This window comes from Methyloversatilis sp. NSM2 (genome assembly GCF_038066675.1).
Lineage (GTDB): Bacteria > Pseudomonadota > Gammaproteobacteria > Burkholderiales > Rhodocyclaceae > Methyloversatilis > Methyloversatilis discipulorum_A.
In genome coordinates, this window is record NZ_JBBUKV010000004.1 from 52,595 (window position 1) to 66,303 (window position 13,709).

16 protein-coding genes and 1 tRNA gene are annotated in these 13,709 nt (G+C 65.6%); 3 read left to right on the top strand and 14 right to left on the bottom strand.

The genetic code is table 11. The features are described 5' to 3' along the window. Nucleotides 1–54: 54 nt before the first annotated feature. On the top strand, nt 55–954 hold the full coding sequence (gene ylqF, locus WJU27_RS07795; RefSeq protein ID WP_020164189.1) for a ribosome biogenesis GTPase YlqF: 900 nt from the start codon (nt 55–57) through the stop codon (nt 952–954). A gap of 144 nt (nt 955–1,098) precedes the next feature. Here the strand turns inward: ylqF and WJU27_RS07800 are convergent, their stop codons facing one another. From WJU27_RS07800 to WJU27_RS07830, 7 genes are all read right to left on the bottom strand, one after another. Further along, complete coding sequence (locus WJU27_RS07800) at nt 1,099–2,295, bottom strand: FAD/NAD(P)-binding oxidoreductase (protein ID WP_341421700.1); 1,197 nt, start codon at nt 2,293–2,295, stop codon at nt 1,099–1,101. Between the two features lie 137 nt (nt 2,296–2,432). Then, nucleotides 2,433–2,918 carry a c-type cytochrome gene (locus tag WJU27_RS07805; protein ID WP_341421701.1) on the bottom strand — a complete coding sequence of 162 codons (486 nt, stop codon included), beginning with the start codon at nt 2,916–2,918 and terminating at the stop codon, nt 2,433–2,435. Between the two features lie 146 nt (nt 2,919–3,064). Continuing rightward, the gene (gene rfbC, locus WJU27_RS07810) at nt 3,065–3,616 is read right to left on the bottom strand and encodes a dTDP-4-dehydrorhamnose 3,5-epimerase (protein ID WP_341421702.1); all 552 of its coding nucleotides are present in this window, start codon (nt 3,614–3,616) and stop codon (nt 3,065–3,067) included. Further along, the gene (gene rfbA / locus WJU27_RS07815; RefSeq protein WP_341421703.1) at nt 3,616–4,497 is read right to left on the bottom strand and encodes a glucose-1-phosphate thymidylyltransferase RfbA; all 882 of its coding nucleotides are present in this window, start codon (nt 4,495–4,497) and stop codon (nt 3,616–3,618) included. The genes rfbC and rfbA overlap by 1 nt, the downstream gene beginning before the upstream one ends. A 20-nt stretch (nt 4,498–4,517) precedes the next feature. Further along, a complete protein-coding gene (rfbD, locus tag WJU27_RS07820) occupies nt 4,518–5,411 on the bottom strand; it encodes a dTDP-4-dehydrorhamnose reductase (protein WP_341421704.1) in 894 nt (297 codons plus the stop codon). Next, the gene (gene rfbB, locus WJU27_RS07825; RefSeq protein ID WP_341421705.1) at nt 5,408–6,475 is read right to left on the bottom strand and encodes a dTDP-glucose 4,6-dehydratase; all 1,068 of its coding nucleotides are present in this window, start codon (nt 6,473–6,475) and stop codon (nt 5,408–5,410) included. The genes rfbD and rfbB overlap by 4 nt, the downstream gene beginning before the upstream one ends. A 101-nt stretch (nt 6,476–6,576) precedes the next feature. After that, entirely contained in the window at nt 6,577–8,373 is a 1,797-nt protein-coding gene (locus tag WJU27_RS07830; RefSeq protein WP_341421706.1) for an AsmA-like C-terminal region-containing protein, read from the bottom strand. A 214-nt stretch (nt 8,374–8,587) separates the two neighbouring features. Here WJU27_RS07830 and WJU27_RS07835 point away from each other — a divergent pair. Both WJU27_RS07835 and WJU27_RS07840 read left to right on the top strand, forming a co-directional pair. Further along, a tRNA-Asn gene (locus WJU27_RS07835) sits at nt 8,588–8,663 on the top strand. A 145-nt stretch (nt 8,664–8,808) separates the two neighbouring features. Beyond that, on the top strand, nt 8,809–9,285 hold the full coding sequence (locus WJU27_RS07840; RefSeq protein WP_341421707.1) for a hypothetical protein: 477 nt from the start codon (nt 8,809–8,811) through the stop codon (nt 9,283–9,285). Between the two features lie 101 nt (nt 9,286–9,386). On the opposite strand, the gene WJU27_RS07845 is transcribed toward WJU27_RS07840, so the two are convergent. The 7 genes from WJU27_RS07845 to WJU27_RS07875 all read right to left on the bottom strand — a co-directional run bounded on the left by WJU27_RS07845 (nt 9,387) and on the right by WJU27_RS07875 (nt 13,709). Continuing rightward, a complete protein-coding gene (locus WJU27_RS07845; RefSeq protein WP_341421708.1) occupies nt 9,387–10,034 on the bottom strand; it encodes a glycoside hydrolase family 19 protein in 648 nt (215 codons plus the stop codon). Then, a complete protein-coding gene (locus WJU27_RS07850) occupies nt 10,031–10,279 on the bottom strand; it encodes a hypothetical protein (protein WP_304002807.1) in 249 nt (82 codons plus the stop codon). Before WJU27_RS07850 ends, WJU27_RS07845 begins: the two co-directional genes overlap by 4 nt. After that, on the bottom strand, nt 10,279–10,644 hold the full coding sequence (locus tag WJU27_RS07855) for a hypothetical protein (RefSeq protein ID WP_341421709.1): 366 nt from the start codon (nt 10,642–10,644) through the stop codon (nt 10,279–10,281). Before WJU27_RS07855 ends, WJU27_RS07850 begins: the two co-directional genes overlap by 1 nt. A 65-nt stretch (nt 10,645–10,709) precedes the next feature. Continuing rightward, a complete protein-coding gene (locus WJU27_RS07860) occupies nt 10,710–11,132 on the bottom strand; it encodes a hypothetical protein (RefSeq protein ID WP_341421710.1) in 423 nt (140 codons plus the stop codon). Between the two features lie 4 nt (nt 11,133–11,136). Further along, nucleotides 11,137–11,835 (bottom strand): gp53-like domain-containing protein, encoded by a 699-nt coding sequence (locus tag WJU27_RS07865; protein ID WP_341421712.1) that lies wholly within the window; start codon nt 11,833–11,835, stop codon nt 11,137–11,139. Nucleotides 11,836–11,838: 3 nt separating this feature from the next. Next, nucleotides 11,839–12,528 carry a DUF2612 domain-containing protein gene (locus WJU27_RS07870; protein ID WP_341421713.1) on the bottom strand — a complete coding sequence of 230 codons (690 nt, stop codon included), beginning with the start codon at nt 12,526–12,528 and terminating at the stop codon, nt 11,839–11,841. A gap of 2 nt (nt 12,529–12,530) precedes the next feature. Further along, the gene (locus WJU27_RS07875; RefSeq protein WP_341421714.1) at nt 12,531–13,709 is read right to left on the bottom strand and encodes a baseplate J/gp47 family protein; all 1,179 of its coding nucleotides are present in this window, start codon (nt 13,707–13,709) and stop codon (nt 12,531–12,533) included.

Sequence of the window (13,709 nt, forward strand, 5' to 3'; positions counted from 1 at the left end):
GCACCGCGTCGACCGGTAGAATGACGACCTTTCCCGCTGTCCCGCCCGCCTCACATGTCCATCCAGTGGTTCCCCGGTCACATGACCGCCGCGCGCAAGCATGCGACCGACGCGATGAAATCGATCGACGTCGTGGTCGAGGTGCTCGACGCGCGCCTGCCGGAGGCAAGCAGCAATCCGCTGATCCACGCCATCCGCACGCACCGGAACCGGCCCTGCCTGAAGCTGCTGAACAAGGCGGACCTGGCCGACCCCGACGTGACCGCGGCCTGGCTCAAGTTCTTCAACAGCCAGCCGAACACCAAGGCGGTCGCCATTTCGGCGCGCAAGCCGGGCGACGCCGGCCGCATCCAGTCGCTGGCGCAGTCGCTCGCGCCGCACCGCGACGACAATCTGAAGCCGCTGCGCGTCATCATCATGGGCATTCCGAACGTCGGCAAATCGACGCTGATGAATGCGCTGGTGAAGAAGAAGGTGGCCGCCACAGGCGACGAACCGGCGATCACCAAGAGCATCCAGCGCATCCACCTGAATCCGCGGCTCACGCTGTATGACACGCCTGGCCTGATGTGGCCGAAGATCGAGCACGAGAGCGACGGCCTGATGCTGGCCGCCAGCCACGCCATCGGCCGCAACGCCATCATCGACGAGGAGGTCGCCACCTTCCTCGGCAACCTGCTGCAGGCGCGTTACCCGCAGATGCTGACCGCCCGCTACGGCTGCACGCCGGACATGGACGGCGTGGCAGTGATCGAACACATCGCCGCGCGCCGCGGCTACCGCATCAAGGGCGGTGCACCGGATCTGGAAAAGGCCGCGTTCACGCTGCTGCAGGACTACCGCGACGGGCTGATCGGACGTGTGAGCCTGGAAACGCCGGAGACAAGGGCGCAGATGCTGGCCGAGGACAAGGCGGCCAAGGCGGCCGCTGCTGAACAACGCGACGAAGCCTGACCTCGAACGCACGCCGGATCACCGGTCAACTGAAGACGCCCTTGCCATCTCGTCACGAGGCGGCAAGGGCGTCTCGGGGCCGGTCGTCATTCGATCCGCGCAGCAGACGCGCAGCCTGTGCGGCGCAATGCGATGCCCGGCGGCTCAGGCGAAGGTGTCGTCAAACAGGCGGGCAGCCCACTTCATCATCTGTTCGTAGTTCTCCTTGCTGCGCGCCGGTGCCTCACCGAAAGACGCATCGACCCGCTTCATCAGGCGTGTTGCCGGATCGTAGGCAAACACGGCATTCAACCACGACGCAGTGTCGTAGGTGATCGGGCTGAAACAGGCGGAATTCGCCACCACGCTCTGCATGCGGACAGCGTCATCCACAGGCCAGCCGTTGATCATTCGCACAACGGCGTCGGCGCAGATCTTCGCTTCCGAGTTGGCAATGTGTCCGGCCTTCGGCATGCCGGTACCCTGGGCATCGCCGATCACATGTATGCGCGGCACCGCGGTCGACTCGTAGGTCAGCGGATCCACGCCGGCCCAGCGGCCATTCAGGTTCACCACCCCTGTATCGTGCGCAAGCCGGGCCGCCGTATTGCGCGGAATGACGTTCAGCACGTCTGCAGCCCACGAGGTCTCGCCACCGATGCCATCACTGATCCAGGCCAGCTTTCGCCCCGCTTCGAAACTCACGCGCCTGACTTCAGCGTTCGGTACATATTCGAGCCGCCCTGGGTACAGCGTGGCGAAAGCCCGGTGGAACATGATCGGCTCGGCCTGAATATCTGCATTTGCGTCCAGCACGACCAGCTTCGATCTGGGCTTGCGGCGCTTCAGGAAATCGGCGATCACGCAGGCACGCTCGTAGGGCCCGGGCGGACAGCGGTACGGCGCTTTCGGAATGCTCATCACCACCGTGCCGCCGTCGCGCAGCGCATTCAACTGGTCGCGCAGCGCCTGGGTCTGTGGCCCCGCCACCCACGCGTGCGGCACAAGACTTTTCTGTTCCGGCGTATCCAGACCTGGCACCGGATCGAAGCCGATGCCGGGCGCGATGACCAGCCGGTCGAAGTCCAGTGCAATCCCGCTCGCAAGATCCAGCTTGCCTGCCACCGCATCAGCGGCCATCGCGCGATCTGCCACGACCTCGATGCCGTAGCGCTGTTTCAGGAGGTCGTAGCCGAAACCCAGACCAGCCAGCTTGACCCGGTCGTTCAGTACCAGATTGCTCAGAATGCACGAGACATGCCGTGCATTCGGCTCGACCAACGTCACCGACACACCGGCGCCGCCCCACAGCGCGATGTACTTCGCCGCCGTCGCACCGCCGAATCCGCCGCCCACCACCACGATGCGTGCTGCAGCCGCGCGAGCAGGCCTCGGCAGGCCCGCCGACGCCAGTACCGCGGCGCTGCCCAGCGCACCCAGGAAGCCGCGTCGATTCAGCGGCTGTTCGAACATCGTCTCGAATTTCATGTCAGCGCCCCTCAACTCGATTTCCGCACGGTCGGCTTCTTCGTCACAAGCTTCGTCGTGACGGATCTTCTGGCCAGCGGCTTCGTCGCGGACACCGTCTTTACGCGCACGCTCTTCGAGCTCTTGCTCTTTTGCCGGGTATCGCTGTCGTCGCTGTCCTCCGAGCGGGGAGATGTGCCTGAGCCAGGCGCATAAGCGGCGAACCAGCCCGCAATTCGTCGAATCTGATCATCGGTATAGCCACGCGCCTGCATGTGCATGATGTCGAGCTCCTTGCTCGAATCGCGCATTTCGGCCAGCTCTTCTGCGATTTCGGCGGCGGTCTCGCCGTTCAAGCGGTCGAAACCGCCCTTGCCGGACGCATCCGCCGCATGGCAGCCCAGGCACTGGGACGCCAGCAGCCGGTCGTCTTCGACTGCCGCACCCGCGCTCCATGCGGAAGCAGCAAGTCCGGCTGCAAGCGCGACATGCGCCAGCCTGCTCTTGAGGTCAGTCATGGGAACCCTCCCGTGTGGAGAACGAGGAAGAGGGTCCCACTAAGCGCGATCCCGGGAGTTAACGGGGCATTACCCGGCGCATTAAATAACGTCCATCCCGCAGACAGCATCGAACCCGACAGCGCGGGCGCGACGCCGGTCTCGTCTCAGAGCGTTTCGAACACCTCGCACTCACCGAGCGGCTTGCCCGCGACATCCTTGGCCGACAGCAACGGCTCGCCCGCCAGCGGCCACTGCACACCGACCGTCTGGTCGTTCCACGCGAGGCTGCGCTCGTGTTCCGGCGCGTAGTAGTCGGTTGTCTTGTACAGGAAGTCCGCCGACTCGCTCAGCACGTAGAAACCATGCGCGAAACCGGCCGGCACCCAGAACTGGCGGTGGTTCTCGCCACTCAGTTCCACGCCGTACCAGCGGCCGAAGGTGGGCGATGACCGGCGCAGGTCAACCGCGACGTCGAACACGCTCCCCTGCGACACGCGCACCAGCTTGCCCTGCGGTTGCCGCATCTGGTAGTGCAGTCCGCGCAGCACGCCGCGTCCGCTGCGCGAGTGATTGTCCTGCACGAAGTCCAGCTTCAGCCCGGTCACTTCGGCGAAGGTGCGCGCGTTGAAGCTTTCCATGAAGAAGCCGCGGGCGTCGCCGAACACTTTCGGTTCGAGCACGAGCAACCCTTCGATGCCTGTTTCGATCACCTTCATCAGAACACCTGTTCGTCAATGATGCGCAGCAGGTACTGGCCGTAACCGCTCTTGGCCAGCGGGGTGGCGATCTTCTTCAGCTGCTCGGAATCGATCCAGCCCTGGCGCCAGGCGATCTCTTCCGGGCACGATATCTTCAGGCCCTGACGCTTCTCCAGTGTCTGGATGAACTGCGCCGCCTCGATCAGCGAGTCGTGCGTGCCGGTGTCCAGCCAGGCGTGACCGCGGCCCATCACCTGCACTTCCAGTTCGCCGCGCTCCAGATACACGCGATTCAGGTCGGTGATTTCGAGTTCGCCACGCGCCGAGGGCTTCAAGCCACGGGCAATCGTGCTCGCCTGACCGTCGTAGAAGTACAGCCCGGTTACCGCGTAGCGGCTGCGCGGCTTGGCCGGCTTCTCTTCCAGACTGATCGCGCGTCCGTTGCCGTCGAACTCGACCACGCCGTAGCGCTCCGGGTCGGTGACGCCGTAGGCGAATACCGTAGCCCCTGCCTCCCGTGCGCTGGCCGACTTCAGGTCATGCGCGAATTCGTGGCCGTAGAAAAGGTTGTCGCCGAGCACGAGCGCCGACGGCCCGCCGCCGATGAAGTCATCGCCGATGATGAAGGCCTGCGCCAAACCGTCCGGGCTGGGCTGCACCGCGTATTCGATCTTCATGCCCCAGGCCGAACCGTCGCCCAGCAGGGACTGGAAGCGCGGCGTGTCCTGCGGCGTCGAAATCACCAGTACGTCGCGTATGCCCGCCAGCATCAGCGTCGACAGCGGGTAGTAGATCATCGGCTTGTCGTAGACCGGCATCAGCTGCTTCGATACCGCGATCGTCACCGGGTGCAGGCGCGTGCCGGATCCACCGGCCAGTACGATGCCCTTGCGTGTCATGTGGGTGCTCCTGATTCTGTTCAGAGGATTTCGGCCAGCATCCGGTCCACGCCCTGCTGCCAGGGCGGCAGCACGAGACCGAAGACCTCGCGCAGGCGACGGGTATCGAGCCGCGAATTGAGCGGACGCGTGGCCGGTGTGGGGTAATCGGTGGTCGGGATGGGCAGGATGGCATCCGGTGCGACCTTGATCGCGTGACCCGCCGCGCGCGCGCGCTCGATCACGTGTGTGGCGTAGCCGTACCAAGACGTTTCGCCGGCGGCGACGCAGTGGTAGAGCCCGCTCAGTTCGGGCCGGGCGCGCAGCATGCGCGCAGCGTGCGCGCTGACGTCGGCCAGCAGTTCGGCGCCGGTCGGCGCGCCGAACTGGTCGGCGATCACGGTGAGCCGTTCGCGCTCCTTCGCCAGCTTCAGCATGGTCTTCGCGAAGTTGCCGCCGCGCGCGGCATAGACCCAGCTGGTGCGCAGGATGAGGTGAGTAGCGCCGGATGCTGCGATCAGCTGCTCTCCCTCCAGCTTGGTGCGGCCATAGACGCTGAGCGGCCCGGTCGCCGCCGTCTCGTCGCGCGGCGCGTCACCACTGCCGTCGAACACGTAATCCGTCGAATAGTGAATAAGGTGGGCGCCGAGTGCCTTCGCTTCCTGCGCGATGCGGCCAGGCGTGCTGGCGTTGATCAGGCGCGCCAGATCGGCCTCGCTCTCGGCCTTGTCGACCGCGGTGTGCGCAGCCGCATTGACGATGAGGTCCGGCGCCACACGGCGGACGGTTGCCGCCACGGCCTCCGGCTGACTGAAGTCGCCGGAAAGATCGCCCGCGGTATCGAAGTCCAGCGCAATCAACTCGCCCAGCGGCGCGAGCGCGCGCTGCAATTCCCAGCCAACCTGTCCGCCCTTGCCGAACAGCAGGATCTTCATGCCGACGCTCCGCCGTACTGCTTGCTCACCCAGTCGCGGTAACCGCCGCTGAGCACGTCCTGCACCCAGGTCTGGTTGTCCAGATACCAGCGCACCGTCTTGCGGATGCCGGTGTCGAAGGTTTCCGCCGGCTTCCAGCCCAGTTCGCGCTCGATCTTGCGCGCGTCGATCGCGTAGCGCCGGTCGTGGCCCGGGCGGTCCTTCACGTAGGTGATCAGCCGCTCGTAGGGGCCGGCGGCATCCGGCTTCATTTCGTCGAGCAGCGCGCACACGGTGCGCACGATGTCGATGTTCGGCTTCTCGTTCCAGCCACCGATGTTGTAGGTCTCGCCCAGACGCCCGCGCGCCAGCACTTCGCGGATGGCCGCGCAGTGGTCCTTCACGTACAGCCAGTCGCGCACCTGCTGGCCGTCGCCATACACGGGCAGCGGCTTGCCGGCCAGCGCATTGACGATGATGAGCGGGATCAGCTTCTCGGGAAAGTGATACGGGCCGTAATTGTTCGAACAGTTGGTGGTCACCACCGGCAGGCCGTAGGTGTGGTGCCAGGCGCGCACCAGATGGTCGCTCGCCGCCTTGCTCGCCGAATAGGGGCTGTTCGGTTCGTAGGCATTGGTTTCGGCAAACGGCGGGTCGGTCGGCTTGAGCGAGCCATAGACCTCGTCGGTGCTCACGTGGTGGAAGCGGAAGGCGGCCTTGTCGTCGCCTTCGAGTGCGCCCCAGTAGCCACGGGCCGCTTCCAGCAGCGTGAAGGTGCCGGTGACGTTGGTGCGCATGAATTCGCCCGGGCCGTGGATCGAGCGGTCGACGTGCGATTCGGCGGCGAAATGCACGATGGCGCACGGACGGTGCTGCGCGAGCAGGCGGTCGATCAGATCACGGTCGCAGATGTCGCCGTGCACGAAGATATGCCGCCCGTCGCCATCGAGCGACGCCAGGTTGGCGCGGTTGCCCGCGTAGGTCAGCGCGTCGAGGTTGACGACCGGCTCATCGCTGCCGCCCAGCCAGTCGAGAACGAAGTTGCTGCCGATGAAGCCGGCACCGCCGGTTACCAGGATGGTCATGATGCAAACGCCTGTGCGATTCGGGGAGCCGTCACTTTAACCGGCAGGCATGACAGCGCGTAGTAAAAGCTGCACGCTGCGATGCAACAGGATGTTCCGGCTCAGCGCAGCAGCTTCACCACTGGATCCGCGTACGGCCCCTCTATGCTCACCGGCGCGCGCACCGTCGTTGCCGAGCCCTGCAAGGTCACATCGAGACGCCCGCGCAGGGTGTCGTCGGCAAGACGCAGCGTACCGTTGGCGCCGACCAGGCCCGATTCCATCACCACCTGGCTCAGGCTCACGCCGCTGGCGTCGACCACCGCAGTGGCGTCCAGGCGATCGAAGCGCGTACTACCGCCGCGCACGCCACCCGGCCGCGGGATGCGCACCGCCTGCACAAGATCGACGCGCTCGATCTGTCCGCGCTGCACCCCCATCGTGCCGGTGCCACGGAGGTTCTTCTGCAGTTCCTCGTAGTTCCGGCCCTCGCCGGTCAGCGACAGGGACAAGGACAGATCACCGGTCAGCAACAGCGTCGGCGCGAACACCTTCAGCAGGCCGCCGAGGCTGAGACGGGAGGTTTGCAACTGCCCTTCGAACCTTGCGACGTCGGCAAAGTCCAGCGCCACGCTGCCGGTCGCGTAACCGTCGTATAGCTTCACATCCAGCTTGTCGAACTGCAGACGACGGCTGTTCAGCGTGCCCTGGGCCTCCAGCACGTCGAACAGCAGCGAAGGCTTGCCCGGGGTCTGCCAGCCCAGCGCCGTCATCGACACGCTCCAGACGCCGCCAGCGTTGTTGCCCTGGAGCTTGAGCCCGCCGTCGGCAGAGGCGAGCGACAGACGCGTCAGCACGCCGTTCTCGTCCAGCGCCAGATCGCCGCCGAGCGCGCCGATCGCACCATCGAGCAGCACGATGCTGGCGTCGACCATGCTGACGTGCTCGACCGTGACCCAGCGCGAAGCCCAGTTGATGTCCTGGCGGCGCGACAGCGCAGGCAGGAAAGACAGATTCAGCGCCGCACGCTCGATGCGCACGTCGCGCAGAACGGTGCGTTCCGACAGCAGCGTGGACACCCGCGGCAGCAACTTCACCGCGCCGATTTCGAGTTGCCCCAGCCCACCCACCGTCACCCCTTCGAGTGCGATGGACGGCTCGGGAAACAGGCTGGGCGAAACTGAAGCGATGCGCACCGGCTGCCCCAGCAATTCGGTCGCCAGGGACTCGAAGTGCGGCAGATGGCGCTGATAGGGATAAAGGAAGAAAAGGCCGACCAGCAGCACCAGCAGCACCGCCGCGGAAAGGACGATCTTCTTGCCGAGCGAACCCGGGGGGCCCTTGCGGTCGCCGACACGTCCGGCAAACAGATCGAACAGTCGCTGCAGGCCACCGCCGCTGCGCTCCGCCGACGACGCTGCGGCATCCGGCGAGGCGGACATCATCGCCCGACGGATGGCGCCCCGTACATCGTCGGCCGCAGACAGTGCTGCAGCCGGTGCCGGGGCATTCGCCGGTGCCGGCGCCGCCAGCTCGGGCAAGGCCATTGCGAACTCGTCGAGCACCGGCGATTCCTTGGCGGACGCTTTCTCGTGCGCCCGCCGGATGTCGTCCGACACCGGCGTGATCGGCTGGCTGACCAGATCCTCGATATCGACCAGCATGGACGACAGCTCGGCGCGGTCCGCCTCCTCGCCCTGCGTGGGCGCGTCGATCCGGCGCACCAGTCCGCGGTGCTCCAGCTCGCCGACCAGACCTTCGACGATGAGCGGATCGCCAAACTGCTGAGCCAGATTGCCGACAGGCGTGCGCCCGTCGATCATGATCAGGATGGAGCGCAGGTTGCGCTGGACGATGGTGCGCTTGCTCACCGCCTCTTCGCCGGCCTCGGTCTTTACGTAAACAGCATTTTCGTTCATGGATGCGCGCTGGCCGCCTTGCCGCGCCGGCTGGATCACCGACGCTGAAGAGATGAAGTCATGCGGTTGTGGCTGCCAGACAGTCTTGCAGGCAGCGGTGACGCGATCATAAATCGACTCGGGTGCCGAGTGACCGCACATTCAGCCCGAAGAAAATATCCCATCAATCGCTTGACGATTATCGGAAGGCTGTCTATAGTTGCGGCCTCTTTCTTCCCCGATAGCTCAGTCGGTAGAGCGCCGGACTGTTAATCCGTAGGTCCCTGGTTCGAGCCCAGGTCGGGGAGCCAAATGCCAAGCGGCCCACAGCGATGTGGGCCGTTTTCATTTATGCCGTTTGTAGGGCGAATATTAGACGGTTGTCTAATATTTCCAGCCCCACCCACCCGCCATCACCGCCGGATCGCGATGTCCCGCAGCGTGCGGCACAGCCCCATGAGCATGACTGCGATCGCACGCCACGCATTGCGATCCTCGCGCAGCCGCTCGCACTCAGGGCACGGCTGCGGCCTGCTCATCGAGCCAGTGCTGGAGCCATACACATTGCAGCGTTGCGGCCTGACAACGCTCCGTCAGCGCGCCCGGAGCTTCGGCGGAAGCATCTCCACCGGGATCAGGTCCAGCGTCGGCAGCGGCTGCATCAGTTCGGCCGGCGGCCGCGGTATCGGCGGGCACTGCACTGCCACCGGCACGTGCTGGACCGGCGGCGAGGCGCAGGCGGTCAGCAGCGTGCAGAGCGCGCATGCGATCGAAAGCGACGCCGTAGGCGGTATGAGTCTGGGCATTGATGGTCTCCTGTCGTGTGATCTCGGCCGCGGTTCTGGCCTGCGCCTGCCGGCCCTGGGCGGCGACCTCGGCACGGAACTGGGCGAATGCGGCGACCAGGTCGTCGCGCGCCTCGCGCTCGGCTGACAGCCCGCGCGTGTATCCCCACCCCGCCGACGCAGCGACGAGCGCGGCCAGCGCCAGCCAGAGCACCCATGACGGCAGTGCGCGCACGAATGTGCCGGCGATCACGACAGTACCCGCATCGCGGTCTGGAGATACCGGCGCCGGTCATTGAGGCCGTGCGTGCCGCCGTTGATCTTGCGCGTCACGCCGTCGAGGTCGTCGGCGTCGGCGAGCGGTCCTATGCGCCGGTCCGCCCAGAACCACGCCGCCGCCCGAGCGCCGACGTCCGGGTCAGTCAACAGATCCGGCTGCTCGATCAGCGGCAGTCCGAGAGCTTGGCCGCAGCGCGCGTAGTTGCTGCGGCCGGTGATCTGGATCGGACCACGGCCACGGAAGCGGAAGCCGTCCGACGTGCTCTCTGCGCCATTACCGTTGCGCCCGGCATAGACGTAGCTCGCCAGCAGCACCGGCGCGCGCACGAAACCGCGGGCGTCGCGCCGGTTGGCCGGGCACGTCGGCTGCTGTGGGCTGGGCAGCCAGAAGCGGGACGGCCAGACCGCAAGGATGCGTTCCGCGCTGGTGTAGGTCAGCGACTCGACCAGCCGCGTGAATTCGGCGCTCTCGTGCGCGAGCTGTGCGAGCAGGTGCGCAACCTGCAGACGGCTTTCGATGCCGAACTCGCGAAGCGCTTCGTTCAGGCCGGCGGTCCACGCTATCTCGTCCGGGCAGCGCGGCACGATGCGCATGAGCTGGATGGGCGAGAGGATCATCGGGTCATCCTCCGGTCCGAAACGATCAGCCCCGCGACGCTGACCAGCAGCGCCTGTCCGGAAAACGGCAAGTCTGCGGCCACCGCGAAGGCCGATGCCCCGAAGGCCGCCAGGGACACGGAGAAGGCGAAGAAGCGCGGCAGCATGCCCTTCCAGCCGTCCGGTGAAAGGTGGCTGGCCAGGCATACCACGCGCACCAGCACCACCACGGCAGCCGCAATGCCACAGACGTGCAGCGCGTCCATCACAGCACCCCGCCTTGATCGACGCGCGCCGCCGCTACGCGCAGCAGGATGGGAACGAGTGTCGGCGACAGCACGCCGATCAACAGCGCCATGGGTAACCGCAAGGCGTCCACATTCATCCCGCTCAGGTAGCCGGAGGCGACGGACGCGGCGATCGGAGATCCGTATCCAGCCAGCAATCCGGACAGCAGCACCGCGCTGAATGCGCGCGAGCGGGTGCGAACGGAGCGCAACCACATACAGACCAGCAGCGCGCCGAAGAGGCCTAGGCCGAGCGCGTCAGTCTGGGCGCCCAGCATGGCGACAGGCAGCACTGTGAGCGCGCCGGCAGCGGCCCCCGCCGCGGTAGAGGTGGGTTCAGTCACTAGCCTCTCCAGAAAGTAAAAAAGCCGCCCGAAGGCGGCCTCTTGGTGACGCATTGAGCGATAGATCAGAGGGTCGAAGCCGCCACGAACAACTGATCAAGCTGGATGGACGAGAGGCCAAGAGCGGTAGCCGCCTGCGTCAGCGCGGGCCAGTCGCGGTCGAAAGTCTGGGCATCCTCGTAGTCGATGCGATCAGCTGTGCTGGCCTGGGTCGAAAAGTAGGTTTCAACCGTTTCCAGCAAACCAGCTTCTTCGAGAGCTCGCCGGGCCTGACGGCGTGTCACGGACTGCGGAGGCGACGGATCTATCTGGGGAGGCGCGAGCACCGGGGAACCGCCGGGACCGGGCACGATAGCCATGCCGGCCGACTGCCCGGTCAGGAGTGCTCGGTATTCGTCGTCTGACACCACCTCAGCATCGGCAGGCACGTTGGCACCGTGGATATCTTCGTCGTAGAACCATCCGGTGGTCTTTGAATAGAGCTTCATTTCGTCAGTCTCCTACAGCGAGAAACGAGACAGAATTCGAGATTGCGTTGGATCGCCCGTTGAAACCACCAGGCAACAAACTGTCGTACCACGCTGTGGTTGTCGTCGCGCTCGAAAGTGAAGATGTCAGAACAAGCGCGCGCACGGAGTTGGGGAATGCCGTCGCGAAGACGACGGGGACGGCCGCGCCGGCCGATCCGCTAGACGTGAACACTCCCCACTGGAAGATCACCCCACCCAACCACGACGGGAGTTTCACGTAGCTGTAGGTGCCAAACGACACCACAAAACCAGCTGCGCTGGCGATGTTCGACATCGAGGCGCGTACCCACGCTGTGGTAGCGATATTCGTCGTGTTGTCGGATGTCGTGGCGGTCTTTGTTTGGACCGGTCCCCACCACGCCGCAGACGAACTCGGGGTGTGGTTCAAGTTCGTGTCCTGCAGCGATCGATATATCAGCCCATCGTCACCGCGGACCACGTCACCCGTCATGTAGGTCTCGCCGGAGTCGTAATCGACCAATCCGCGTCGGCTGAAGTACCGCACGGCGTTCGCGCAAAAGTTGAGGATCCAGTTGAATCGTTGCCGGGACGGCGGAACAGAGCCAGCCGGCCAGCCCGACTCGATCTCCGCATTGGTCGGTTGCACCTTATCGCCACTGTCCGCCCAGGGCGGTAGAACCGGAGGTTTCGTGATTGCCATACCTTAGAACTCCTCTGCGAACAGGCCGCCGACATCCAGCAGCCCTTCTTCACCGAATGACAGGGCGTTTTCCTGTCCCTCAAAACCGAAGTACCGCTCACTGCTGAACATCACGCGGCGGCTGATGCGCACACCGGCCGGCCGCGGAAGGATGTCTAGGTTCGCGATGATTGCCCGCTCCACCAGCGTGAGGAATCGACCGATGGCGACGCTGATGGTCATGTCGCCGGGGTCATCCAGTGCGACGAGCGCGCCGCCGAAGACGAACGACAGCGAGCCCAGAAGCTCAGCGGTAGTGCCTTTCGACATGTCGCGTGCAATGCGCGCAAGAATCAGCGTCCGGTACTCCGGATCGCCCAGCACTGTCGTGGCGGTGTAGTCCTCTCCCTCCTCATACCAGCGGCCACCGCCCGAAGGGTTGTCCTCTTCGCCGAATGGCAGTGCCGCCGGATTGCCGGCGAATCCGAAGAACTGGAGCAGCAGAACGTTCGGAATCAGCCGCGACTGGCCGACCCACAGGCCGATGATGTCGAGCTGCGCGCCGACCGCAGTCTCGACGTCGAACGCATTCGGAATCGAGCGCGTAACGTCGGCCGTAATGGCCAGTGCACCGGTGACGGCGCCGACCGTCGCGACGAAGCGCGGCGCCGTCCGGTGCTCGCTGGTGATCAGCGCGGTGTAGTCACGGGCCACGATCAGGTCACCACGGTGATGGCGATGTCGGCCACGTCACAGGCCGCTGCCTCGTCGAAGGCCAGCACGACGTTCGACGTTCCGTACGCACCGGCATCGCGCGCGACCGTCATGGCCGTGATGGCGTAGGTCATGCCCACGCTGTCATTTCCAAGGTTCGCCGGTACGAACAGCTTGCTGTAGAGCACCGATTCACCGATCGACAGGCCGTTCAGGTAGTCGGCGATCGCCTGGCGGATGCGCGGGAGAATCGCCGACGAGTACCCGGTGAGCGCCTGGATCGTCATGTTGATCTTGATGTTGGCGACCGTCGGCCGGCTGAAGCGGATGATGTGGCTGCCGCCGAACGCATCGGCGACCGACTGCACGACGTCGCCGGCCGTGCCGGTGCCCGGCGTCTTCTTGATCGCGATGGTGTTCGCGATCGCCGCTACGTCGCCACCTTCGACGATGAGGGCGATGTGGTGCCCCGGCACGCCGTTGGCGTCCGGCGTATCGCTGTCGTTCTCATAGCCTCGCAGGCGCGTCACGCCGGCCAGGTTCGCGACGCTGCCGACGATGCCTTCGAAGATCGATTGCGACGGCACCGCCACGCTCCGCGACTGGCGCACGCGCAGCGCCGCGTCAGTCTCGACCGGGCTGCCGGGCACTGCGGCCGACGGGTTGGTGACGGTCTGCCAGCCGAAGGTGGGCGTGGCGATCTTGGTGATCGTTCCGGCGGCGGCCTCGATCGCGCCCAGCTTGACGCACGTGGCCGTCACGGTGATCGATCCGGTACCAGGGATGGTGACGGTGTCGGGCAGGCGCCACTGCGTGCCGTCGGCGTCGGTCACCAGGCCGCCGGTGATCGTCGTGCCCACGGTACCGCCGAGCAGAAGGTCGACCGTGGAAGCGGTCGGCACCAGCCGGCGGATGCCGTTCAGCTTCACGTTCAGACTGAGGGCGTGCCCCTGCGCGGTCGCCGGGCTGAACGAGTTGTAGACCTCGATGCACGCCGTGTTGCTGTCGTTGATGGCGGCGGCCACCAGTGCCAGGAACTGGCCGTCCTGCGAGTCGGCTTCCAGATACACGTCGGCGCCATAGATCGCGCGGTACTGGTCTTGCAGCCACGTCAGGATGTCGGCGAACTGCGGCGCGCGGATGCCGGCCGCGTCGATGGTCGGTGCGGTCTGGGAGGCCAT

Excerpts from the sequence above, each read along its gene's own strand:
- WJU27_RS07845 (WP_341421708.1), bottom strand. The coding sequence starts at position 10,034 with ATGATCCTCTCGCCCATCCAGCTCATGCGCATCGTGCCGCGCTGCCCG.
- WJU27_RS07805 (WP_341421701.1), bottom strand. The coding sequence starts at position 2,918 with ATGACTGACCTCAAGAGCAGGCTGGCGCATGTCGCGCTTGCAGCCGGA.
- rfbB (WP_341421705.1), bottom strand. The coding sequence starts at position 6,475 with ATGACCATCCTGGTAACCGGCGGTGCCGGCTTCATCGGCAGCAACTTC.
- WJU27_RS07830 (WP_341421706.1), bottom strand. The coding sequence starts at position 8,373 with ATGAACGAAAATGCTGTTTACGTAAAGACCGAGGCCGGCGAAGAGGCG.
- WJU27_RS07850 (WP_304002807.1), bottom strand. The coding sequence starts at position 10,279 with ATGGACGCGCTGCACGTCTGTGGCATTGCGGCTGCCGTGGTGGTGCTG.
- rfbC (WP_341421702.1), bottom strand. The coding sequence starts at position 3,616 with ATGAAGGTGATCGAAACAGGCATCGAAGGGTTGCTCGTGCTCGAACCG.
- WJU27_RS07865 (WP_341421712.1), bottom strand. The coding sequence starts at position 11,835 with ATGGCAATCACGAAACCTCCGGTTCTACCGCCCTGGGCGGACAGTGGC.
- rfbD (WP_341421704.1), bottom strand. The coding sequence starts at position 5,411 with ATGAAGATCCTGCTGTTCGGCAAGGGCGGACAGGTTGGCTGGGAATTG.
- WJU27_RS07875 (WP_341421714.1), bottom strand. The coding sequence starts at position 13,709 with ATGGCCTCCCAGACCGCACCGACCATCGACGCGGCCGGCATCCGCGCG.
- ylqF (WP_020164189.1), top strand. The coding sequence starts at position 55 with ATGTCCATCCAGTGGTTCCCCGGTCACATGACCGCCGCGCGCAAGCAT.
- WJU27_RS07860 (WP_341421710.1), bottom strand. The coding sequence starts at position 11,132 with ATGAAGCTCTATTCAAAGACCACCGGATGGTTCTACGACGAAGATATC.
- rfbA (WP_341421703.1), bottom strand. The coding sequence starts at position 4,497 with ATGACACGCAAGGGCATCGTACTGGCCGGTGGATCCGGCACGCGCCTG.
- WJU27_RS07840 (WP_341421707.1), top strand. The coding sequence starts at position 8,809 with ATGAGCATGACTGCGATCGCACGCCACGCATTGCGATCCTCGCGCAGC.